Raw genomic sequence first — 22,545 nt, 5'->3', positions numbered from 1 at the left:
TGCATATTAAGCTTTTTGGGCTTTATGTGCTTTTAGCGTTGCATCTAATTTTTCTTTGTCTAACGCTTTGTCCCAACGTGCAACAACGATTGTTGCACACGCATTACCAATAAGGTTAGTCAACGCACGACATTCAGACATGAAGCGGTCGATACCTAGAATAAGCGCCATACCTGCAACAGGAACATCTGGAACAACAGATAAAGTTGCTGCAAGCGTAATGAAGCCTGCACCAGTTACACCAGCTGCACCTTTAGAACTGATCATGGCAACGAGTAATAGGGTTAACTGCTGGCCAATGGTTAAGTCAATATTACATGCTTGAGCAATAAACAATGCTGCCATCGTCATATAGATGTTTGTACCATCTAGGTTAAACGAGTAACCTGTTGGAATAACAAGACCTACAACAGATTTTTCACAACCTGCTTCTTCCATTTTTTCCATAAGAGATGGTAGAGCAGCTTCAGAAGAGCTTGTTCCTAGAACTAACCAGAGTTCTTCTTTAATGTAACGAACCAAGTCAATAATTGAGAAACCGTTGTATTTGGCAACGGCACCCAAAATAATCACGACAAACAATACCGCAGTAATGTAGAAAGTGAGAATCAATAATGCCAGGTTACCAATAGAACCAATACCATATTTACCAATTGTAAATGCCATTGCACCAAACGCACCAATTGGTGCAAGTTTCATGAGCATGCCTACAAGTTTAAATACAGGAGTAGTCAGGTTGTTTAAGAAATCAATAATTGGTTTAGAGTGTTCGCTGGTTGTTGCAAGTGCAATACCAAACAATACTGCAACAAAAAGAACCTGCAAAATATCGCCACCAACAAGTGGGCTAACCAATGTTTTTGGAACGATATTCATCAAGAAGCCAACGACAGTCGAGTCGTGCGCTTTCTCGACATATTCGGAAACCTTGTCGCCGTGTAAAGTTGCAGGGTCGATATTTAAGCCGTGACCAGGTTGGATCACATTGGCAACCACCATCCCAACAAATAACGCTAAAGTTGAGAATGTGACAAAATAAAGCATCGCTTTACCTGTTACACGTCCAACACTTCCCATGTTGTTCATGCTAGCAATACCCGTGACTACAGTTAAGAAAATAACGGGTGCGATGATCATTTTTACAATATTAATAAAAGCATCACCTAAAGGTTTGAAACTTTCACCAACGCTTGGGAAGAAATGACCTAATAAAATACCTATGGCAATTGCGAAGATTACTTGAACATAAAGTATTTGGTAAAACTTCGGCTTGTCCCCTGGAGCTTTGGGTTGATGTGCGTGAATGTCCATTAATATAAAGTCCTATAGATATTCCAAAAAAGTGGGTGCCAATTTTGTGGTTTACTTGCAAAACGAATTTTACTTTAAAAAAATATTTGAAGTTAAAATGTAGCCATAAAATTTGGAAATGATGAAATTAAATAAATAACTTAAATAAATAAAACAAATTTGATAAAAATTTGAAAAAATAAATAAAAACAATAATTTAATTATATTGATTGGATTTTGTTAGTCGAGAAAACGATTTCTAATTCTGAAACCCGACCAAATCAATAAGTTATACTTTAGTCGAACAGAATATTTTTTGTACAAAATTTTTAAGAAAAATTACATTGAACTTTTGAATTTGCATTTGGAGATCTAGAGTAGATTGTTAAGTTTTTCTTGAGATATTTAGCCTGAATTGGCAATAAATAGGGGGAAATTGTCAAATTTCAGGCAAATTCTTTTAAATTAAATAATGAATCTGATTATTATGTATGCAAAAAATGCATTAATATGGTGCAAAAAATGCATCAATCCCATAAGAAATTCTTAAGTATGCTTATGAATGGTCATGATAAGTTTGTATTTATTTATGAAATGACTTAAGGTCAAAATACCGGAAAATGTTGCAGTTTTAGTGTACTAAAATTTACTTATAGGCATTAAATTTGCTTTAAAAGAAACTATAATGATGAAAGTATTATCATCATGATCAATGATTTGAACTTAAGGAATAGGATAAATAAAATCACGTGCAGCAGTTGCATTTGGATCAGGTCAGCCCTTAAAAATTGTAGAAGTTGATGTTGCACCTCCAAAAGCAGGAGAAGTCCTGATCAAAATTACCCATACTGGCGTTTGCCATACCGATGCATTTACTCTTTCGGGAGATGACCCTGAAGGAATATTCCCTGCTATTTTAGGGCATGAAGGTGCGGGTATCGTGGTTGAGGTTGGTGAGGGTGTGACCAGTGTTCAACCAGGTGATCATGTTATTCCTTTATATACTGCAGAATGCGGTGAATGCTTATTTTGCAAATCAGGCAAAACCAATTTGTGTGTTGCAGTACGTGCAACACAAGGCAAAGGGGTTATGCCAGACGGAACAACGCGCTTTTCTTATAATGGTGAGCCAGTTTATCACTATATGGGTTGTTCAACATTTAGTGAATATACCGTTGTGGCTGAGGTATCGTTGGCAAAAATTAATCCTGAAGCCAACCCGGAGCAAGTATGCTTACTAGGCTGTGGTGTGACAACGGGGATTGGTGCGGTACACAATACAGCCAAAGTGCAAGAAGGTGACAGTGTTGCAGTTTTTGGACTAGGGGGAATTGGTCTGGCTGTAGTTCAAGGCGCGCGTCAAGCTAAAGCAGGACGTATTATTGTCGTCGATACCAACCCGGAAAAGTTCAAGCTTGCCGAAGAATTTGGAGCAACCGATTTTGTTAATCCAAAAGATTATGATCAACCTATTCAGCAGGTGATTGTCGAAATGACAGGTTGGGGAGTTGACCACTCTTTTGAATGTATTGGCAACGTGAATGTGATGCGTTCGGCTTTAGAATGTGCACATCGCGGTTGGGGGCAATCTATTATTATTGGTGTGGCAGGTGCAGGACAGGAAATTTCAACTCGCCCATTTCAGTTGGTCACAGGTCGTAAATGGATGGGTACGGCATTTGGAGGCGTAAAAGGACGCTCACAATTACCGGGTATGGTTGAAGATGCAATGAAAGGTGAAATTCAGCTTGAACCTTTTGTGACACATACCATGCCACTTGAAAAAATTAATGAAGCTTTTGATTTGATGCATGAAGGCAAATCAATTCGTAGTGTGGTTCACTACTAAGATCAACCTGAGTTTGAGATGAAATGTGTAGGTATAACAAGGTATGTAGAAACTACAGCTGCATGTTCGAGGTTGGGACTACATGTGCAAGGTCTGTATTTTGACCGATATTTGAATATGTCGACTCAAAACTGTCACCGAACTCAGGTTAAAAAATTTCTAATGATAAAAAAACCTCAGACAAGCTGAGGTTTTTTCTTTTTTATGATCGTAGAAAGGGGATAACCATTTTCCGAATATTGGTCTGCGCATCTAAAACAGTCATAAACGTATATGCACCAATGAACTTACGGCTAATAAACATAAACTCTTTAGGTGGAACACTAAAATAACGTGAAGCCATTGATTTACTGGCGCGTTGCATGACGCGGCTATGTAGTTGGCTGGCTTTCCAGTTATAACGGTTGTGTTCGTCCATTACACCTTTTGGAAGGTCAGGGTTGTTTTGTAAACTGCTAAATGGTTCAGTCGCCAGCAAAAATACTTTTGCCATATCTGGCTTAATACTGGCAGGGATATTATTAAAGAAATCATAACCCGTCATGGCCTGTACCATTTGTTCGAGGTTATGCTGATAACCTGCACTAATCAGGTTATGTGCCACATCGAGTAGGTTCTGGTCAAACTGGCGAATGGCACCAAAATCTAAAAGTACAATTTTGTCAGGAATATCTTGTCCATCGCCTAAACGAACAAGGTAATTACCAAAATTAGGGTCGGTTTGCATTTCACCCCATTCAAACAACTCGCGAATCGCAATTTCAAGAGAGGCTTCGCCAAGCTGATTGCGGCGTTCTTGTGGTAATGCGAGCATGACAGGGCTATTGACGGGAATGCCTTCTTCAAAGCTCATGCAAAGAATCTGCTGGGTACAATAACGATCAATGATTTGAGGTACGATATAACGGTGGTCATATTCTAGATATTGAGCAAAACGCTGTGTCGTTGCTGCTTCAACATCATAACTCACCTCTCGATGCATCATTTCACGCACTTCTTCAAACCATTGATCAAATTCACGGGTTTGAGGCACCATATTGGTGAGTCGAATCATGCTTCTAAATAGATTCATATCTGAATCAATAGCATTGGCAACACCTGGATATTGTATTTTGAGTGCAATATCTAAACCGTCAGATTTTCTTTTGGCGCGATGAACCTGTGCCAAAGATGCTGTACCAATCGGTTCAGGATTGATTTCTAGCTCATAATATTTTTCACCCAGCTCATTTTTTAAATGAGGTTGAATTGCGCTCCATTCCAGTGCCATTGTTTGATTATTTAACGTGCTTAAGGCTTGGGTGATTTCTTCAGGGAGAAAGTGTTCACCGTAGAGTGCCATCATTTGCCCAATTTTAACAATTGAACCTTTGAGTTTGCCAATTTCAGAAACTAAATAGTCCGCTTGCTCTTTGAGTGTTTTTTTGCGCTTACGCTCTTTTTCTTCGTCACTTGAAAATATAGTGGTCGCATTCGATGTTGCCCAGCGTGTACCTGCCAATAAAGATGCTTTTACAATGGATAAACGTCGATCTATAGAAGATGTTTTTAAATTCTTTAACTTATCTTTCTGATCTGACATCGAACACAATCCTTAAGAGAACGGAAATTTGAGCATAAGCCTTTTATTGTAGCGAAAAAAAAGCTTTTCGTGCGTATTAAAACCGTTGAATGTCGAGATTCTTGTGGGATTTTGCAGAGTTTTGTACTGTTACTAAAAGTATGTTCATAATATAACTAGAATACAATCAATAGGGCAGAGGAGAAAAACGTGAGCTATAAGCATAATAATCTGATGGCAATGCGTAAACATTACTGGAATGATTCATCGGTGCGGGTACAACAAGAAAAACAGGCATTGAAGCATTTATTGGAGCATCAACAGATTTTTCCTGATATGCAAGAAGAAGATTTAAAATATTTCTTCTTTAGTTTGCCAAGTCAAGTTATTGTAAAAGGTTATGCACTTGGTTTTACGCATGAGCGGGTTCGAGATATGATCCTTCAGCATATTACCGAAAATAAAACACGCCTTGAAAAACGTGAATTATTTAAAGTCAAATACAGAATATGATAATTTAACCCACTGCTATTCGCTGGATCTTGTAATCAAAATAAAGTTAATGCGAAAGATTTTTGAAAATATGCTGTAATTGAGCAAGCAATTTTTCAATTTGCAATGGTGTTAGTCCTGTGAATGCCTCTTCGAGAACAATACCTGTTAAGTCATTAATTTTTTCAAGCATATCTTGCCCCTTTTCAGTAAGCACGACACGAGTAATACGGGCATCTTCAGGGCATGAATGGGTATCAACATAACCTTCATCTTTAAGACGATAAACGAGTTTTGTTGTCGTTGACATTTTGGATATGAGAACTTCTGATAACTCAGAAACACTGGCATTGGGTCTGGTTAATAATGCAGCTAATACACGACGACGAGAGTTATCCATTCCATATTTTTTGAGGACATGATCGACATTCTCGACATACTTTTGATGAATTTGGGTAATCCAGTAAAATGGAAAGTTGCTGGTCTGAATATTATCCGAAGCGGGTAAATATTTTGCGTATTTTTTGCTCATGTATAGCCAGCCTTTTTTGTATTACTTATGATTGTATTGTGAACAAAATCACGTAAAAAGTAAATATTATACAAAAATGTAAATTTTATCTTATTTGAGAGAATACGTTATAAATAAGCATAATAGATATATTTTCTCAATCTTTTTGTTTTTTCTTTATGGTGGAAATAAAAATGAGATATAAAATATGATGAAAGAGCTTTAATCGTTTAAAAACTGATTGTCAGGTATGGCTCTGATTGTTGAATTGGATATGACGTCAAAATTTTATAAATTATAAAATGGGATTTTACGAAAATACGTCTTTAATGATGAACTTTAGAATTTAGCTCTATAAAACAGGTCAGGAAAGTGTTTTCCTGACCTTGATCTAATTTATTTAGACGTTAAAACGGAAATGCATGACATCGCCATCTTGTACGATGTAAGTTTTTCCTTCAAGACGCCATTTCCCAGCTTCTTTTGCGCCTGCTTCGCCGTTGTACTGTACAAAGTCGTTATAAGCCACAACTTCGGCACGAATAAAGCCTTTCTCAAAGTCAGTGTGAATCACGCCTGCCGCTTGTGGAGCAGTTGCACCCACTTTAACTGTCCAAGCACGAACTTCCTGTACACCCGCGGTAAAGTAGGTTTGTAAGCCAAGTAAGCTATAGCCTGCACGAATGACGATATTTAAGCCTGGTTCCTGCATGCCCATAGCTTCGAGAAATTCAGCACGTTCATCATCTTCAAGTAAAGAAATTTCAGCTTCGATCTGGTTGCATAATGGCACAACAATCGCATTTTCTTCTTCTGCCAGTTTACGCACAGCATCAAGATGCGGGTTGTTCTCAAAACCATCTTCTGCGACATTGGCAATATACATGGTTGGTTTGAGCGTTAATAAACCATAACCGCGTAGCAGTTTACGATCATCATCAGACAAATCCGCAGCGCGAGCAGGTTTACCTTCATCAAGTAAAGGCAGGATTTTTTCTAGAATAGCTTTGGTTGCAATTGCTTCTTTATCACCGCTTTTGGCGATTTTGACTAAACGGGTTAAAGACTTGCTTACAGTGTCCATGTCCGCAAGTGCAAGTTCGGTGTTAATTGTGGCAATATCATCTAGCGGATCGATTTTACCGTTGACGTGAATGACGTTTTCATCTTCAAAACAACGCACTACGTGGGCAATCGCATCGGTTTCTCGAATATTTGCCAAGAACTGGTTACCTAAACCTTCACCTTTAGACGCACCAGCGACAAGCCCTGCAATATCTACGAATTCCATTGTCGTCGGTAGAATACGCTGAGGATTAACGATCGTTGCCAATTTGTCTAGACGTGCATCTGGAACAGGCACAATCCCTGTGTTGGGTTCAATGGTACAAAATGGAAAGTTTTCCGCAGCAATCGCAGCTTTGGTTAATGCATTAAAAAGCGTTGATTTCCCGACGTTTGGTAAACCAACAATACCACAATTAAAACCCATGCAAGACTCACAAAAGTTGTTATGTAAAATTGCTAGTGATTTTACAACAAAGCAGCGTTAAAGTCAGGTGATGATCGAGTGATGATGGGTTATCTACCATATAAAAAGTGCATGAAAGTTTTTATTTTTGAACATTTGCATGTTTAACTCGGTATAAATGGGCATTGAGTTTGCTCAATTTCCTCACTAAAGTAATAAGGTATGCCCGAATCTATAATTAAAATAGTGATCAATTAGGAGAGATCTATGCGCACTTTATACCAATTTCCATTGTCACATTTTTGTGAAAAAGCGCGTTGGTTACTCGATCATAAAGAGCTGGATTTTGTCGCTCATAATCTGGTTCCAGGCTTTCATCGGGCATTTGCACGCTTGAAAACCGGACAAAATAATTTGCCTATTTTAAAGGATGACACTCACTGGATTGCGGATTCGACCGAGATTGCCCGTTATCTGGATGAAACCTACCCAGAGCATAATCTGCTGCCAAACCGTTTTGGGTTGCGGGAAGAAGTTTTACATCTTAATCATGAAGCCAATTTACTCGGTGTACACGTGCGTCACTGGGTGTGGTCACAAATGATTGTCCGCAATAATACTTCATTAGATACTTTGTTGGGTGAAAGTGGTTATTTACGTAAATTAAAAAAATACTCCAAACCTTTGGTGAAAACTTTAATTAGTCATGGTTTTCAACTAGATGCGGAAAGACTGGCAGAATCTAAACAATATATTTTGACCTTCGCTGAAAAATTTACAACACAGCCGCGCTATTTGCTCGCCGAGCGCCTAACACTGGCTGATATCGCGGTATGTTCAATGCTGGCTCCCTTGTTAAATATTGCAGGAACACCATGGGAGCTCGACAGTTTTGATAGGATTTCTGACGAGGCTTATGCATTTTCATTGCAATTACAAAACTTGCCGATTGGGCAATATGTGATGCAGATCTATGCAACCGAGCGTAATGCACGCGTCGACTGGCATGGTATTTAGTCGTTATTTTTTAGGCTCTTGCTTGTAAGTCAGATGGGTTGAGAGCTGAGTTTTGGCTTTGTCACGCAATTTCTTTTTGATGTATAACACCAGTGCAAAACTGGTGGTTGCGATGGTTAAGAACAGGCTATTCATATAACTCATAATAGAACTCACATAGCCAATTGTGGTGAGTCTATTCATCATTTTAATGACTTGTGGACTACTTTCCAGACCTGTAATTGCCCAACTGCATAAGTGTTCGCAATTATTGATAATGAGGTGATAGTCGTTTTCGTGCATACGTGAGCGCATACGCCGAACCACTGCTCGTCCTTTATATTTTGGCTGTTGATAATTGCGGACCAGAATCTTTTTACCATGCGAAAACTGGGCGAGGCTGGTCATTTCAATAGGTTTTTTCTTAAACAGATGGGCAAAACCAGAATAATGAATGACACGCCCACGTCCTGCATAAATACCGTGATGGGTGTAACCAAAGTGTTTCACAATCAGATGTGTACCAACGCTGAAAGGGACTTTCGCCATATTCTCTTTACACTACAAAGATTTATAAAGCCAAGGGTTAGGTGAAGCAGCAAGAGCATAGCATAATTCGGACTAAATCACTCAGGTTGAGTGTGGACATTTATGAGAAGCTTTGTTACGGATTTGCACCTTTACAAGGTGGATGCTCGATCAATGAATAACAGTTTTTTATGGATGAGATCAATTCTTAGAGACTTAAAATTTAAAAGAAACAACGATAAACCCGATTGATTATAGTTCACGCTTTACTTTTTATGTTGACCATACAGCGACATAAAAAGTGTTTTGTGACCAGATAAAGCATAAAATTTATGCTTAATTATTTGCCTTAAAGATGAGCAATTGAAAAAATTTCAAAGAATCCATTTTGTGGGTAGGCTCATCTAAATTTGACGATTGAAATACAGCAATGTGTTGAGTTTTGCTGTGAGAAATATCTGTACAGCAAAATGCTTCTCTTTCTATTTTTAGAAAAAGAAATAAGTTTTTGATTTGTATTTAAAATTAATTATTGTTGTTATCTGGTGGATTTAAGGAGATGAGTAATGATCTCCTTAAATACTACACTAATTTTTGAGGTAGTCTTGTTAGATATGAGCAGATGGTTTTTGTTGGGATTTACGAAATTCCAAGTATTTGTATAACACCAAGTTACCTAAGATGTTGATAAATAAAGCTAGTAAAAACGCGCCGACAATATCAACAGGAAAATGTACGCCAAGATACACCCGTGACCAGCCCACAAGCCAAGCCAGTGCGAGGCAAATACTGCCGACTAATTTTTCGCGGCTAAATAATAAAAATGCCAACGCCATGCTGCTCATAGCAAGCATATGGTGGCTTGGAAAAGAATTGGTTGCCGCATGGTGAATCAGCTTATGTCCCAAATTAAGTGCAAAAGGGCGAGGGTGATAATAAAATTTGTCAATCAGGGCTGCGATGATAGAGGTAATCGCTGTAAAAACTGCTGCCTTGATGGCTGGAATTTTAAAACGCTTAGGGCGAAAAAAGGTGAGAGCCAATAATCCAATAACAAATATGGTGACAAGATCATGCGAGATAAAAATTGCAAATTTGACCAACAAAGGATTTGGATTTGCTGATGCATTGATAAGTCCAAATAATTGGAAATTAAGCATTTCTAGTGACATCATGACCTCAGAAAAAAGCACTGTGCTTTTTATTTAACTTGGCCGCCAATTGAATGACGGCAATATTAAGCTTTGCTTAGATTTTAATTGAATGAAAATAAGAAGAATAGTGGATTAATCTTCAATGGCCTGCACGCTAGTCGCCAAAGATATTTGATAATCAGTTCAATTTACTATGCCGTTTTATGATGTTCGTTGTCCAAAGAACAGAAGAAATATCAGGATGTTCGGTAAATGAGTATATTGCTTGGAGCATTTAACTGGAGATGCCTGTGCAAGATGAAAATAGTTTGGTGTGATCGTCATTTGATTGGCTAAACTTGCACAAAACTTTTAGCCTATGATTGGGATTGCTTTGATTTGGTGCAAAGCCAAATCAGGATACACTCTAGGATGGTTTAATATTCATAATCGCAAAACTGTTCTCAACAGCTTTTCTAGCTAAATTCCCAGCATGATTAAGTGGTGCTATAAAAAAATTATTGGCTTTTTCTAATGAAGACGAGAAAAATAAATAAATTGTCTATAAATTTGCCATAAAAATAGTGAAATCACCTGTTTATTTAAAAATATACTAGTTAAATTAACTAGATTTAGACGGATTATTGCGGGTAGATTCATTGGATGAATCAAAATAGATTTTGGCTTAAGCCCCAGAATTTATCATTTCATACAGCCAACGATTTACATCACCTTGAAGATCAATCAATTGAAAATATACTTTTATTTTCTATGCATTTTTTGGTCGTGGACGCGATGCAAATGATGATCTCAATACGTCAATACCTTCTTCTTTTAGTTATCAATTTAGAGAGCAGCATCTAGAAATTGGTGAAAAGGCCAAATCGTCATTCATCAAGATTTCAAATATAGGTTGGGAATAAACGATGTCACGTCCAATTACGGCAATTATTCATCATGAAGCATTAGCACATAACTTGGCTATGGTTCGTAGTACCGTTGAAAATAGTCAAGTCTTTGCCGTAGTCAAAGCAAATGCATATGGTCATCGCATTGAAAATGTTTACAGTGCATTTAAAACAGCGGATGGCTTCGCGCTACTCGATATTGCTGAAGCGAAAAAGTTACGTGCTTTAGGATGGGAAGGGCCGATTATATTGCTCGAAGGGATATTCTCACCTCAAGACCTTTTTGATTGCGCTCAATATAACTTGAGTTTTGCGATTCATAATGAAACACAGGTGAAATGGGTTCAGCAACATCAATATCCTGCTCAATTTGATGTATTTTTAAAAATGAATAGCGGTATGAACCGTTTAGGGTTTAAACCGAGCGAATATGTAAGTACTTGGAATCAATTACATTTAAATCCTGCAATCAAAAGCATCACACATATGATGCATTTTTCTGATGCGGATGGTGAGCGTTTAGGAAAACCAGGCATTCATTATCAATTAGAAACCTTTGAAGAAACCGTTAAAGATTTGCCAGGTAAACGTTCAGTCAGTAATAGTGCGGCCATTCTTCGATACAAGCTTCATTCGGATTATGTTCGTAGCGGCATTGTGCTTTACGGCAGTTCACCAGATTATCCAACACATACTATCCATGACTGGAATCTGAAACCAACTATGACACTGAAAAGCGAATTAATCGCAATTCAGGATTTACAAGATCATGAAACGATTGGCTATGGATCGACTTTCACTACAGAAGGGCCCATGAAAATCGGAATTGTGGCTTGTGGTTATGCAGATGGATATCAACGTGTATCACCAACAGGTACGCCAGTTTTGGTGAATGGGGTCCGCACTCAACTTATTGGACGAGTAAGTATGGATATGCTTGCTGTCGATGTCACCCATATTAGCGATGCACAAGTTGGTAGTGAAGTTGTACTTTGGGGTAAATCTTCTTCTGGCACAATTTTACCGATTGATGAAGTCGCGAGCGCATCTGGAACTGTCGGCTATGAACTGATGTGTGCCGTCACATCAAGAGTTACTTTTTTAAATCAACCGTAGAGAAATCACACATGTCAAATTCTAGCATTGAGCATTTTAAAACAACTGAAGTCATGAGTGCAGTGACTGTATTCAATAGCGTTGTTTATTTATCCGGTCAAGTACCTAAAAACACCGATTTGGATATTGAAGGTCAAACCAAAGAAATCTTGGCAACGATTGATGAGTTGTTAGCTTTGGCAAACACCGATAAAACTAAATTAATTTCAGCGCAAGTTTTCATCAAAAATCTAGAAGATTTCCCAAAATTTAACGCAATCTGGGTGGATTGGTTAAAAGGCAATGCAACTCCTGCGCGTGCTACCATTCAAGCAGATTTAGTTAACCCGAAATGGTTAATTGAAATTGCGGTAACAGCAGCTCAAATCTGAGTTTGTTAATCGTGCAATCTAGACATGTTTTTATTTAATCAAATCGGGGCATGTCTAGATTGCAAACAAGAATATGGAGCAACATTACCCAGCCATTTGTCATCAGACTCTCCTTATTCGCGATTGTTCACTTCACAACGAGGAAAAATAACAAGTTTTATGAGCTTTCTGTAATTAAATCTATAAAGAGGTGATTCCTAAAGCGCTGTGAACGCAAAGTAATATCAGTCCTCATTAAATTTTTTCTTTCTCTTTTCATCCATGTCGTTATTCCAAGATTTACTGATCAACAATACTGGACGATTTATCTTGAGTTCAATCATCGCGAATCATATAAATATTAAGATTTTTGAAAAGTAAAACTGTGTGTGATTTCATCACTAAAATCGAATTCAATTGAAAATGCTGCAAATTGCCCAATATTAATCTGCGACAGTTAAAGACAACTGAAATAACACCAAGTATGATCAAGTCATGTGGTGTTGAGTTCAGAAAAAAATTAGGACGATATATGAATATTGCAGCAAATCCAGTGGTTGAAGCCGATCAAACGGTTTATTTAAAAGATTATCAAAAACCAAGCTTTCTTGTCGATTCGATTGATTTAGACATTCGAGTCTATGACGACCACACGATTGTGGATGCAACGTTAAATATAAAGCGTCAAACAGCAGGAGATCTGGTGCTGCTAGGGCGAGATCTGGAACTCAAATCAATTCGTCTAAATGGTGATTTGTTATCTGAAACCGAGTATCAGCTTGATGCAGAGCAGCTTGTACTTGCCAATATTCCAGATCAGGCAGTGATCCAGACCCAAGTGATTATTCATCCTGAAAGCAATACCATGCTAGAAGGCTTGTATCAGGCAGGTGATTTGTTTGTTACCCAAAATGAGCCTGAGGGTTTTCGTAAAATTACCTTTTATCCAGACCGTCCAGATGTTTTGTCTGTCTTTACCACGCGTGTAGAAGCTGATAAAAAATATCCTGTATTACTGGCGAATGGTAACTTGCTGGAAACTGGTGAAGCAGGTGAAGGTCGTCATTATGCGCTGTGGCAAGATCCAACCAAAAAACCAAGTTATCTGTTTGCCTGTGTGATTGGTAATTTGGCTGTATTGAAAGATCGCTATGTCACTTCAGAAGGGCGTGATGTCGCTTTAGAAATTTATGCGATTGAAAAAGACATTCCAAAATGCCACATCGCGATGGAAGCGTTGAAACACTCCATGCGTTGGGATGAAGAGCATTATGGCCGCGCTTACGATCTTGATAATTATATGATTGTAGCGGTGAGCCAGTTCAACATGGGCGCAATGGAAAATAAAGGTTTAAATATCTTTAATACTTCGTGCGTACTTGCCGATGAAGAATACACCACTGATGCTGCAATTATGCGTGTGCAATCAGTTATTGCACACGAATATTTCCATAACTGGACAGGCAACCGTATTACCTGTCGTGACTGGTTCCAGTTGTGCTTAAAAGAAGGCTTAACGGTGTTCCGTGATCAGTCTTTCTCGGAAGATTTACAGTCTGCGGCGGTGCAGCGTATTGATGATGTTGCAGTACTGAAATCACATCAGTTCCCTGAAGATGCTGGCCCACTGTCACATCCGCCGCGCCCAGATCACTTTGTTGAAATTAATAATTTTTATACCGCAACAGTCTATGAAAAAGGTGCGGAAATTAACCGCATGATGTCGACCTTGCTTGGTCAGGAAAAATACCGTCAGGGCACAGACGAATACTTCCGCCGTCACGATGGTCAAGCTGTTACGGTTGAAGATTGGGTGGCTGCACTTTCAGCAGGTTCAGGTGTGGATTTATCGGCATTTTTAAACTGGTACAATCAACCTGGAACGCCAAAACTGGAAGCCAAAGGTGAATATGATGCAGCGACTCAGACTTATCGTTTGAGCCTGAAACAAAGCCTAAAAGCACATCCAAAATACCCAAATCTAAAAGCTGTGCCGATTCCTGTGGCATTGGCGCTGTTTAATGCCAATACAGGTGAACAATATACCTTGCGTTCAGCCGACCTGTTTGTAAATAACGTCAAAGATGGCGTGTATTTGTTTGATCAGGATCGGGCAACGATTGAATTTACCGGAGTCAATGAGCAACCTGTCGTGTCATTGCTGCGTAATTTCTCTGCACCTGTGAATCTGGATTTTGACTATTCGAACGATGAACTGGCATTTTTAATTCAGCATGAAACCAATGGTTTCAATCAGTGGCAAGCAACCCAAACTTTGCTGGAACGAATTTTACTCGAAGATCATTCGGCAGATGCTTATATTCAAGCCTTGAAAAATACCTTACCTGAGCTAGTGCAGCGTGATCCGTTGCTAGCTTCGCGTTTACTGGATGTGCCTGCTGAAGGTTATTTGGGTAGCCGTATTGATCAGAACTACCAACCAGAAGTTGTTCAAAGTAAACGTAATACTTTATTAGATACGTTTGCCCGTGAAATGGGAGATTTCTGGAAAGAGATCTATCAGACGCTTGATCCAGAGCTGCAAAATGAATTTTCACAGGCAATGGGTGAACGTGCGTTGAAAAATATTGCACTGAGTTATATGGCGCGTCAGGGTGATACTGATGCCTTTACTTGGGCCGAGTCACAGTATCAAACGACCCGAAACATGTCTGAGCGCTTGGGTGCGTTGAAAGTGTTGGTCTGGAATGATGCGCCACAAGCCAAAGCGTGTCTTGCTGATTTCTATAATCGCTTTAATGATGAAGCATTGGCACTCGATCAATGGTTTATGTTGCAAGCTGCACATCCAAAAGCTAATGCGGAAACCATTCAGTATTTAACCTCACACCCTGATTATGATTTGGGAACACCAAACCGTATTCGTGCGGTGAGTGGCGGTTTGAATGCCAATCCTGTGAATACGTTGAGTTTCGGGGTGCAGCACTTTATTGAGCTTGCTCGGTATCTGGATGAGAAAAACCCGATTGTAGGTTCACGTATGCTACAAGTGTTGTCTCGTTGGTACACTTTGGCAGAGCCGCAGCGTTCGACAGTACAACAACAGTTGTTGGATTTGAAAGCACAAGTCAAATCTAAAAATGTGGCTGAAACTTTAAATAGTATGCTTAGTATCTAATTTTATTAGATATATTGACGTGTGAAAAATGAGTGCTATTTCTTCAATTGAGTTGGGGAAATAGCACTTTTTTATTGAGGATTATTTCTCTAAGGTGACATATAGCATTGCATAATATGCTGTGCTCTGAGTGGGCCAGGTAAGTGCCCCGTATGTGTACTGCCAAGCAAAGGCAACGTTTGCCAAGCAATTTCATTGACTTCTCTTGGGCTTAAATTCAGTTGCCTTAACTGTTTAATTGCAATGCAGTCGGCAGTCATTTCCTGATTTTCATTTGCAGAAGCAGGTTGATAGGTTGCATGAACACATTCGTGTGCCAGCCAGAATATTTGCATGGTCGGTGAAAATTGATTCATGACGACTGGGTTTAAAACAATATGCGGTGGGCTATTTCCTGCTACGCCAACATTATTGAGATTTGGATCGAGATAAATCGGAACTTGATAGCCATTATAAAATGAGCAGTTCCAAGGGCGATTTAAAATATTGACAGAATAGACAGGGTTCGCATGAATTTGTGTCGTTGTCGATAAAAGACAGCCGATCAGTATGCTAAGGAGAACAGAATATTTCATGTTGCGGTTCATGCGCTGATATTTAATTTATTTTATTTGAATTTATTAAAACTAAAAATATGATTTTATATATTTTTATCACAGATCTTCGAGTTTTACTCAAAATAAAATTCGAAAAATACCTCCTGTATCTAAACATTTTCCCTACGACACATTTTTAACATTTTCTGTAAATATCGCGTCTTTATCCGAAGTTTGTTGCAAGTATAGTATTGGCACTTCCTTGAATTGCGTAGTCGTTTTGACCTGCTCAGAATGAGGCGGCTTTAGCATGTTTTGTGCGCATTTGGTTTCCGATGTAATTTGACGAAATAAAAAACAAAATTTTCAACAAAAATGATTGACAGGAAATTTTAAAAATAATACATATAACATTATAGGTATTATTTTTAATAACTGTACATAGGGAATGAACAACACAATGAATACACATAAGCTCAAACATTTTATTAATGGGGAATACGTTGAATCGCTTGGGGGAGCGTACTTTGACCTGATTAGCCCAGTAACAGGCGAGGTCTATGCTCAGTCGCCAAATGCGACCGAAGCTGAGGTCAATGCTGCTTATCAGGCTGCTAAATCTGCGTTTGCCGTGTGGGGGAAAAGTACACCGTCTGTCCGTCAAAAAGCATTGTTGGCGTTGGCAGATGTGATTGAACAAAATGCAGAGCGTCTTGTGGAAGCACAAAGTCGAAACACGGGGCAGCTCAAACACTTGATTGCTTCAGAAGAAGTCGCCACCGCCGCTGACCAAATCCGTTTCTTTGCAGGTGCAGCACGCTGTCTGGAAGGCAAATCGACAGGGGAATATTTACAAGGAACCACGTCAAGCATTCGCCGTGAACCATTGGGTGTGGTTGGACAGGTTGCACCGTGGAATTATCCATTTTTAATGGCTGTCTGGAAAATTGCCCCTGCTCTAGCCGCAGGCAATACGGTGGTACTCAAACCGAGTGATACTACGCCAGAAAGCACTTTGTTACTGGCAGAACTTGCTGCACCACTGTTTCCAAAAGGCGCGTTTAACGTCGTACTGGGGAATGCTGAAGTCGGTGCACTGGTGGTATCGCATCGTATTCCTGCATTAGTTTCCATTACAGGTTCAGTACGTGCAGGCTTGCAGGTGGCAGCATCGGCAGCCGCCAATCTTGCCAAAGCACATTTGGAACTCGGTGGTAAAGCGCCTGTGTTGATTTTTGATGATGCGGACTTGGACAAAGCTGCTGAACATATTGCGCTGGCTGGGTATTTCAATGCAGGCCAAGACTGTACCGCAGCGACTCGTGTTCTGGTTGCTGATGAGGTGCATGACCAGTTTGTAGAAAAACTCGTCCAAGCTGCTAAAAACACTCATTTTGGTCTACCAGATGATCAGGATGCTTTATATGGCGCGCTTAACAATGAAGGGCAATTAAAACGGATTCAGGGTTTTATTGAACGCTTACCTGCACATGCCAAAATTGAAACAGGCGGGAAAAAAGCTGAGCAGGCGGGGTTCTATTTTGAACCGACCGTAATCACAGGTTTGGCACAGCATGATGAAGTGGTACAAACCGAAGTTTTTGGGCCAGTTATTACCGTGCAGAAATTTAGCGATGAAGCTGATGCTTTGGACAAAGCCAATGATGTTGAATATGGCTTGGCATCGAGTGTATGGACCAAAGATCACTCCCGCGCCATGCGTCTGTCACGCGATTTGGATTTTGGTACGGTGTGGATTAATACCCACATTCCACTCACCGCAGAAATGCCACATGGCGGCTTCAAAAAATCAGGTTATGGCAAAGATTTATCGGGCTACGGTTTTGAAGAATATACCCGTATCAAGCATGTCATGAGCGCTTACGAAGATTAATTTAAACAATAATAAATTCCGATCAGGGAGAACAGCATGCAACAGACAGTACGTGCTTTTAGTTTTATCACTTTAATTGCATTGGTTGGTGCGGCACATGCTGCACAGGAAGACCCACAAAAAGTCATTGCGGCTTATATGGCAGCATGGAATGCGCATGATGCTGAAAAAGCATCGAAATATTTGGCACAAGATGCAGTTTACTATGATGTTACAGTGGGTACGCCGCAAAAAGGACGTGTTGCTGCACGGGATCATGTGATTAAAGTTTTTGTTGGGGCTGTACCGAATTTGAAATGGGAAATGATCAGTAAGCCATTGGTCAGTAAAGATGGCATTGCTTTCCAGTGGCGTTTTAGTGGAACCAATACAGGCGCATGGAGTGCAGAAACACCTGCTACAGGTAAACCGCTGTCATTTGAAGGGGTGAGTTTTGTGCGTATTCACAATGGTAAGATTACTTATCAGGGTGACTACTACGATGCTTTAGGCTTCAACAAACAACTGGGTTGGTAAGATCGTCAGATGGGAATTGGGCTGGGGCATACTCAATTCCCATTTTGGCAATTCCGAGCACACCTGTTCATGAGTCATTTGTGGCAAAAGACAGGGGCAATATCAGGAAATAACATGACAAAACATTCGATTAAAGAAGATGTGGGGCTGGTGGTCGATGAAGTCAAACACATCGCACATGCGGTAGATCAGGAAGCCACCCAATTTGAACGCTCGATTGGTCTGATTTCAAATTTCTCGTTGGGCTTTACCTATTTATCACCATTAACTGCGGTGTATTCACTGTTCGCACTGGCGATTACTTTGGCGGGGCCACCATCGATTTGGTGGATTTTAATTGTTGCGATTGGACAGTTGTTGGTGGCGGTAGTATTTGGGGAAACCGCGTCACAGTATCCCATCACAGGGGGATTATATCCGTGGGCGCGCCGTTTGTGGGGACGCAAATATGCATGGATGGCCGCATGGATTTATCTCTGGGCATTGGTCGTAACGGTTACTTCGATTGTGGAATACAGTAGTGGTTTTGTGTTGACATTACTGCATTTACCATCGACTGCCATGAATAACCTCATTACCTCAGTGATTTTGCTGTTGACGATTATGATGGTTAACATGTCGGGCACGAAAAATCTGGCACGCGTTGCGCGTATTGGATTTTGGTGTGAAATCCTGAGCGTGATTGGCTTGGGGTTATATTTACTGATTTTCCACCGTGCGCAGCCATTTTCAGTGGTGTTTGATTCGATGGGGGTGTTGGCGAGTAATGGCTCCTACTTTAGTGCCTTTATGTCAGCATCTCTGTTGGGTTTGTTTATGTTCTTCGGTTTTGAGGCCTGTGGAAACGTAGCAGAAGAAGTACAAAACCCAAGCCGCCAAATTCCTGTGGCGATGATTTTAAGTATTGTGTTTGGTGCGGTGTCTGCGATTTTATCGGTATTGGGTTATTTGATGGCATCACCGAACTTGCTGAAAATCGTATCGGGTAAAGTGACTGATCCAATTCCTGCGATTTTAAATGAAGCATTGGGGACAACGGGCGCGAACATTTTTATTGTGATTGCGATTGTGGCGATGTTGTCATGTATCTTGTCATTGCAAGCTGCTTTAAGCCGTTTGGTATTCTCATTTGCGCGCGATGATATGTTGCCAAATAGCCAATGGATGGCAAAATTGTCAAAACAAGGTGTACCTGACCATGCCATGATTGTGAGCTGTATCTTACCTATTTTGTTGTGTTTCTTAGTCTACTTCCAGCCTGACAGCTTGGCACGTATTACTGCATTTGCCGTGATCGGGATTTATTGTGCATTTCAGATGGTGGTACTGGCGGCACTGCGTCAGCGTTTTAAAGGCTGGAAACCCGCAGGTGAATGGACTGTTGGCGGCTGGGGAATGATCATCAACATCTTGGCACTGGCATACGGTATTTTCGCGATCTATTTATTAGCACAACCTGCAGCAGGGAACTCGTTTGTTGATCGCTGGATTGTCTTGATTGGTCTTGGTTTTGTGATCGGCAGTGGTCTAATCTATATGTTTGTAGCAAAACCATATAACAAATCGCAAGCCCCAGAAGATGATGCTGTAGCATACGCTGCTCAGCTTCGAGTCAAATCTAACACATAAAAAAGATTGCAGGTGCCATGCCTGCAATCTTCATTATCTTTGAAATGTCTAACTTAAATGGCGCTGTGACTGTTGTTGCAGCCATTGCGCAACCAACCGTGCAGCATACTTTGCTTAATCTGGTTTTTTATGTGGAAAGTGTTGTTGCATGATTTTAATCCATGCCTGAACTGCAGGTGAAATGGCATAATTTTTTCTCCATGCCATAAACAAGTGCCAACGAATATAAGGCTGCTGTAATGGAACCGCTGCAAACAGGTGTTGATCAAGCATATTGGTATAATATTGAGGCAGCAATGCGATTCCCATGCGCTGCAAAACCATATCAGCCAACAAATTCCACTGGCTGGTTTTGCAGACAATATTAGGTTCAAAGCCGTAATGTTGACAGGCATTCATAATGATGCTGTTGAGCGAGAAATTCTCAGGAAACATCAAAAATGACTGCTGTTGCAATTCTTCTAAGCGAATGGATGTACGGGTTGCCCATAACGAATCACGGCGCAATAACACCATTAAAGGATAATCACACAACTCTATGGCATTAAAAATGTTGGTATCAAAAGGCTGCAATAATACCCCGACATCCAGTTCATTGTTCAACAACGCTTGCTCAATGCCACGCGAGCCTACTTCTAAAAAAGACAATTCAATCTTTGACCATTGCTGATGATAGTCAAATAGAGCAGGGGTGAGCAATTGCGCGCCGAGTGGCGGAACTCCAAGTCTCAGCGTTCCTGTTTTTAAGGCTTGATAGTTTTCAATTTCTTGAAAGATATTTTGTTGAGTTTGTAATAGATCTAAAGCGTGCTGGTAAATCCGCTCGCCAATTTCAGTCAGTTCAATTTGTCGTTTTCGCCCAGATTCGGCTTTCACTAAAAGCTGTACGCCGAGTTGCTCCTCAAGCTGCTGGAGCATTTTACTGATGGTTGGCTGAGTGAGATGTAGTTCATCGGCAGTATGCGTGAAGCTTTTGGTTTTCACCAAAGTCACAAAACAGCGTAAAAGTTTAAATGAGAGCATAATTGAGTTTTTATTATTCCAAAATAGAATAATTTTAAATTAAATAATTCATGTTTGGTATATCAATTTTTGCTTAACATCATTGTATTGAATTAAACGTGTTGTTTGAAATTTGCTATGAACACAAAGCTGAATATGGGTTTTCAACTGTTGAAATTGCTGCCACAGCTTGGCTTGTTAGCCATTTTCTGGTGGTGTGGAAACCTGATCCATCAAAAATTTAGCTTGCCGATTTCTTCAGGTATTTTGGGCATGTTTTTATTGCTCATCTGCCTGTTTGCAGGTTGGATTAAGCTAGAGCAGGTGGCACTTGGGGCAAATGCAGTACTGGCTGAGTTAGTTTTGTTTTTTGTGCCCATTGTGGTTGCTGTAGTGCAATATAAGCAGTTATTTCTGACCGAGGGCTGGCAAATTGTGGTGAGTATTGGAATCGGAACGATGCTGGTGATGTTGAGCACCAGTTTAACCATTCACTATACATATCGCCTGAAAAAATACTGGCACGTCCGTAAGCGTTTACAACATCGCATGCATTAACTGGAGTCATAATAATGAATCTTTGGGCAGGTCTATGCTTAATTTGGACACTAGTGGCATATGCGGTCACAAAACGAGTTTATCAGCAATATCCGAAACTCTGGTTTTCACCTGCGATTTTGGTCCCTGTGTTGACGATTATCCTCATGATGATTTTTGGTGTTTCATATCAGACGTATCAGCAAGATACCCAGTGGATTGTCAACTTGTTGGGACCTGCGACAGTGGTATTTGCTGTGCCTATTTATCGTTATCGGCACATGATCCGTCAACATTTGGGTGTCTTGTCACTGGCTATTGTGGTCGGAATGAGTGTTGGTATTGTAAGTGCTTATCAGTTGGCGCAGATTTTTAAATTTAGTCCAGAAGTGACCAATAGCTTGATGGCGCGTTCGATTTCAACGCCGTTTGCAATGATATTTGCAGAGAATATTCATGGATCAGCGGCATTGGCTTCTTTATTTACCCTGATTACGGGACTGTTTGGCATGGTGTGTGGTGACTTTATTTTGGCAATGACTAAAGTGCGTTCCAATATTGCCAATGGTGCTGCCTTTGGTAATGCCGCACACGGTTTTGGTACAGTGCGCGCCCAGCAACGTGATAGTGAAGAAGGTGTAATTGCTAGTCTAACGATGGTGATTGCAGGCATTTTAATGGTTTTAGTTGGGCCAGTCGCTATACATTTATGGTTTAAGTTTCTTTAAATTATGTGTATAAAAAAGAGGCTTTTATAACAGCCTCTTTTTTATCAGTTAAGCAATAGATTTATGATTTAATAAATGAGCAACATGTTGCATTTGTTCAAGTCGCATATCTGTCAGTTTAATCAAATCTCCATTGACCCAATGGGGAATATCACCAGAGCGAATCCAGTCTTGAATCTCTTGTGTATCAATATTTAAAAAATCGGCAACCTGACTTTGCCAAGATTCGCCAAATAAAGCTTGTCCAATAAGAACAAAATTTTCTGTTTTCATACCGTCTATTCATTTCACAAAAGACCCGTATAGGATATCGACTTGAAAGTGCTAAACAAGGATTTTTAGCAAAACACAACAAAAGC

At 39.9% G+C, this 22,545-nt stretch carries 20 protein-coding genes; 11 read left to right on the top strand and 9 right to left on the bottom strand.

All coding sequences use genetic code 11. The annotated features are described in order from the left end of the window. Window positions 1–6 precede the first annotated feature (6 nt). Window positions 7–1,311, bottom strand: a complete 1,305-nt coding sequence (locus ACX1N5_RS12730) for a dicarboxylate/amino acid:cation symporter (RefSeq protein WP_004904854.1) — start codon at window positions 1,309–1,311, stop codon at window positions 7–9. Between the two features lie 718 nt (window positions 1,312–2,029). On the opposite strand from ACX1N5_RS12730, the gene ACX1N5_RS12725 reads away from it, so the two are divergent. Continuing rightward, complete coding sequence (locus tag ACX1N5_RS12725) at window positions 2,030–3,139, top strand: S-(hydroxymethyl)glutathione dehydrogenase/class III alcohol dehydrogenase (protein ID WP_131381735.1); 1,110 nt, start codon at window positions 2,030–2,032, stop codon at window positions 3,137–3,139. Window positions 3,140–3,341: 202 nt separating this feature from the next. Here ACX1N5_RS12725 and ACX1N5_RS12720 read toward each other — a convergent pair whose 3' ends face one another. After that, window positions 3,342–4,721 (bottom strand): ABC1 kinase family protein, encoded by a 1,380-nt coding sequence (locus ACX1N5_RS12720; RefSeq protein ID WP_458802524.1) that lies wholly within the window; start codon window positions 4,719–4,721, stop codon window positions 3,342–3,344. A 189-nt stretch (window positions 4,722–4,910) separates the two neighbouring features. On the opposite strand from ACX1N5_RS12720, the gene ACX1N5_RS12715 reads away from it, so the two are divergent. After that, window positions 4,911–5,213 (top strand): hypothetical protein, encoded by a 303-nt coding sequence (locus ACX1N5_RS12715; protein WP_131381733.1) that lies wholly within the window; start codon window positions 4,911–4,913, stop codon window positions 5,211–5,213. A 46-nt stretch (window positions 5,214–5,259) separates the two neighbouring features. Here the strand turns inward: ACX1N5_RS12715 and ACX1N5_RS12710 are convergent, their stop codons facing one another. Both ACX1N5_RS12710 and ychF read right to left on the bottom strand, forming a co-directional pair. Continuing rightward, window positions 5,260–5,724 (bottom strand): MarR family winged helix-turn-helix transcriptional regulator, encoded by a 465-nt coding sequence (locus tag ACX1N5_RS12710; RefSeq protein WP_131381732.1) that lies wholly within the window; start codon window positions 5,722–5,724, stop codon window positions 5,260–5,262. Between the two features lie 379 nt (window positions 5,725–6,103). Then, window positions 6,104–7,195 (bottom strand): redox-regulated ATPase YchF, encoded by a 1,092-nt coding sequence (gene ychF / locus ACX1N5_RS12705; protein ID WP_458802522.1) that lies wholly within the window; start codon window positions 7,193–7,195, stop codon window positions 6,104–6,106. A 246-nt stretch (window positions 7,196–7,441) separates the two neighbouring features. On the opposite strand from ychF, the gene ACX1N5_RS12700 reads away from it, so the two are divergent. Then, complete coding sequence (locus ACX1N5_RS12700; RefSeq protein ID WP_131381730.1) at window positions 7,442–8,191, top strand: glutathione S-transferase family protein; 750 nt, start codon at window positions 7,442–7,444, stop codon at window positions 8,189–8,191. Between the two features lie 3 nt (window positions 8,192–8,194). Here ACX1N5_RS12700 and ACX1N5_RS12695 read toward each other — a convergent pair whose 3' ends face one another. Both ACX1N5_RS12695 and ACX1N5_RS12690 read right to left on the bottom strand, forming a co-directional pair. Next, complete coding sequence (locus ACX1N5_RS12695) at window positions 8,195–8,719, bottom strand: lecithin retinol acyltransferase family protein (RefSeq protein WP_131381729.1); 525 nt, start codon at window positions 8,717–8,719, stop codon at window positions 8,195–8,197. Between the two features lie 587 nt (window positions 8,720–9,306). Further along, the gene (locus ACX1N5_RS12690) at window positions 9,307–9,858 is read right to left on the bottom strand and encodes an undecaprenyl-diphosphatase (RefSeq protein ID WP_228259289.1); all 552 of its coding nucleotides are present in this window, start codon (window positions 9,856–9,858) and stop codon (window positions 9,307–9,309) included. Between the two features lie 899 nt (window positions 9,859–10,757). Here ACX1N5_RS12690 and alr point away from each other — a divergent pair. The 3 genes from alr (at window position 10,758) to pepN (ending at window position 15,344) form a co-directional block, all read left to right on the top strand. Then, window positions 10,758–11,855 (top strand): alanine racemase, encoded by a 1,098-nt coding sequence (alr, locus tag ACX1N5_RS12685; RefSeq protein WP_458802517.1) that lies wholly within the window; start codon window positions 10,758–10,760, stop codon window positions 11,853–11,855. A gap of 11 nt (window positions 11,856–11,866) precedes the next feature. Further along, the gene (locus ACX1N5_RS12680; RefSeq protein WP_004751881.1) at window positions 11,867–12,226 is read left to right on the top strand and encodes a RidA family protein; all 360 of its coding nucleotides are present in this window, start codon (window positions 11,867–11,869) and stop codon (window positions 12,224–12,226) included. Window positions 12,227–12,737: 511 nt separating this feature from the next. After that, a complete protein-coding gene (pepN, locus tag ACX1N5_RS12675; protein ID WP_458802515.1) occupies window positions 12,738–15,344 on the top strand; it encodes an aminopeptidase N in 2,607 nt (868 codons plus the stop codon). Between the two features lie 89 nt (window positions 15,345–15,433). Here pepN and ACX1N5_RS12670 read toward each other — a convergent pair whose 3' ends face one another. Continuing rightward, complete coding sequence (locus tag ACX1N5_RS12670; RefSeq protein ID WP_458802513.1) at window positions 15,434–15,919, bottom strand: hypothetical protein; 486 nt, start codon at window positions 15,917–15,919, stop codon at window positions 15,434–15,436. 421 nt (window positions 15,920–16,340) lie between these two features. Here ACX1N5_RS12670 and ACX1N5_RS12665 point away from each other — a divergent pair, with 421 nt between their 5' ends. The 3 genes from ACX1N5_RS12665 (at window position 16,341) to ACX1N5_RS12655 (ending at window position 19,919) form a co-directional block, all read left to right on the top strand. Continuing rightward, window positions 16,341–17,774, top strand: coding sequence for a gamma-aminobutyraldehyde dehydrogenase (locus ACX1N5_RS12665; RefSeq protein ID WP_458802511.1), 1,434 nt, complete (start codon window positions 16,341–16,343; stop codon window positions 17,772–17,774). A 36-nt stretch (window positions 17,775–17,810) separates the two neighbouring features. After that, on the top strand, window positions 17,811–18,290 hold the full coding sequence (locus ACX1N5_RS12660) for an ester cyclase (RefSeq protein ID WP_131381722.1): 480 nt from the start codon (window positions 17,811–17,813) through the stop codon (window positions 18,288–18,290). Between the two features lie 114 nt (window positions 18,291–18,404). Next, window positions 18,405–19,919, top strand: coding sequence for an APC family permease (locus ACX1N5_RS12655; RefSeq protein WP_458802509.1), 1,515 nt, complete (start codon window positions 18,405–18,407; stop codon window positions 19,917–19,919). A 114-nt stretch (window positions 19,920–20,033) separates the two neighbouring features. On the opposite strand, the gene ACX1N5_RS12650 is transcribed toward ACX1N5_RS12655, so the two are convergent. Beyond that, window positions 20,034–20,942 carry a LysR family transcriptional regulator gene (locus ACX1N5_RS12650; protein ID WP_458802507.1) on the bottom strand — a complete coding sequence of 303 codons (909 nt, stop codon included), beginning with the start codon at window positions 20,940–20,942 and terminating at the stop codon, window positions 20,034–20,036. Window positions 20,943–21,059: 117 nt separating this feature from the next. Here ACX1N5_RS12650 and ACX1N5_RS12645 point away from each other — a divergent pair, with 117 nt between their 5' ends. Then, on the top strand, window positions 21,060–21,479 hold the full coding sequence (locus ACX1N5_RS12645; protein WP_458802505.1) for a CidA/LrgA family protein: 420 nt from the start codon (window positions 21,060–21,062) through the stop codon (window positions 21,477–21,479). 14 nt (window positions 21,480–21,493) lie between these two features. Then, the gene (locus tag ACX1N5_RS12640; protein WP_458802503.1) at window positions 21,494–22,186 is read left to right on the top strand and encodes an LrgB family protein; all 693 of its coding nucleotides are present in this window, start codon (window positions 21,494–21,496) and stop codon (window positions 22,184–22,186) included. Between the two features lie 48 nt (window positions 22,187–22,234). Here ACX1N5_RS12640 and ACX1N5_RS12635 read toward each other — a convergent pair whose 3' ends face one another. Continuing rightward, window positions 22,235–22,459: a MerR family transcriptional regulator gene (locus ACX1N5_RS12635; protein ID WP_004751901.1), complete on the bottom strand. Its 225-nt coding sequence runs from the start codon at window positions 22,457–22,459 to the stop codon at window positions 22,235–22,237. Window positions 22,460–22,545 lie beyond the last annotated feature (86 nt).

Source organism: Acinetobacter sp. ANC 4636 (assembly GCF_054454555.1).
Note: the sequence above shows the minus strand (reverse complement) of the source record. Positions and strands in the feature narration are given on the sequence as shown.

Excerpts from the sequence above, each read along its gene's own strand:
- ACX1N5_RS12730 (WP_004904854.1), bottom strand. The coding sequence starts at position 1,311 with ATGGACATTCACGCACATCAACCCAAAGCTCCAGGGGACAAGCCGAAG.
- ACX1N5_RS12720 (WP_458802524.1), bottom strand. The coding sequence starts at position 4,721 with ATGTCAGATCAGAAAGATAAGTTAAAGAATTTAAAAACATCTTCTATA.
- ACX1N5_RS12710 (WP_131381732.1), bottom strand. The coding sequence starts at position 5,724 with ATGAGCAAAAAATACGCAAAATATTTACCCGCTTCGGATAATATTCAG.
- ychF (WP_458802522.1), bottom strand. The coding sequence starts at position 7,195 with ATGGGTTTTAATTGTGGTATTGTTGGTTTACCAAACGTCGGGAAATCA.
- ACX1N5_RS12700 (WP_131381730.1), top strand. The coding sequence starts at position 7,442 with ATGCGCACTTTATACCAATTTCCATTGTCACATTTTTGTGAAAAAGCG.
- ACX1N5_RS12695 (WP_131381729.1), bottom strand. The coding sequence starts at position 8,719 with ATGGCGAAAGTCCCTTTCAGCGTTGGTACACATCTGATTGTGAAACAC.
- ACX1N5_RS12690 (WP_228259289.1), bottom strand. The coding sequence starts at position 9,858 with ATGCTTAATTTCCAATTATTTGGACTTATCAATGCATCAGCAAATCCA.
- alr (WP_458802517.1), top strand. The coding sequence starts at position 10,758 with ATGTCACGTCCAATTACGGCAATTATTCATCATGAAGCATTAGCACAT.
- ACX1N5_RS12680 (WP_004751881.1), top strand. The coding sequence starts at position 11,867 with ATGTCAAATTCTAGCATTGAGCATTTTAAAACAACTGAAGTCATGAGT.
- pepN (WP_458802515.1), top strand. The coding sequence starts at position 12,738 with ATGAATATTGCAGCAAATCCAGTGGTTGAAGCCGATCAAACGGTTTAT.
- ACX1N5_RS12670 (WP_458802513.1), bottom strand. The coding sequence starts at position 15,919 with ATGAAATATTCTGTTCTCCTTAGCATACTGATCGGCTGTCTTTTATCG.
- ACX1N5_RS12665 (WP_458802511.1), top strand. The coding sequence starts at position 16,341 with ATGAATACACATAAGCTCAAACATTTTATTAATGGGGAATACGTTGAA.
- ACX1N5_RS12660 (WP_131381722.1), top strand. The coding sequence starts at position 17,811 with ATGCAACAGACAGTACGTGCTTTTAGTTTTATCACTTTAATTGCATTG.
- ACX1N5_RS12655 (WP_458802509.1), top strand. The coding sequence starts at position 18,405 with ATGACAAAACATTCGATTAAAGAAGATGTGGGGCTGGTGGTCGATGAA.
- ACX1N5_RS12650 (WP_458802507.1), bottom strand. The coding sequence starts at position 20,942 with ATGCTCTCATTTAAACTTTTACGCTGTTTTGTGACTTTGGTGAAAACC.
- ACX1N5_RS12645 (WP_458802505.1), top strand. The coding sequence starts at position 21,060 with ATGAACACAAAGCTGAATATGGGTTTTCAACTGTTGAAATTGCTGCCA.
- ACX1N5_RS12640 (WP_458802503.1), top strand. The coding sequence starts at position 21,494 with ATGAATCTTTGGGCAGGTCTATGCTTAATTTGGACACTAGTGGCATAT.
- ACX1N5_RS12635 (WP_004751901.1), bottom strand. The coding sequence starts at position 22,459 with ATGAAAACAGAAAATTTTGTTCTTATTGGACAAGCTTTATTTGGCGAA.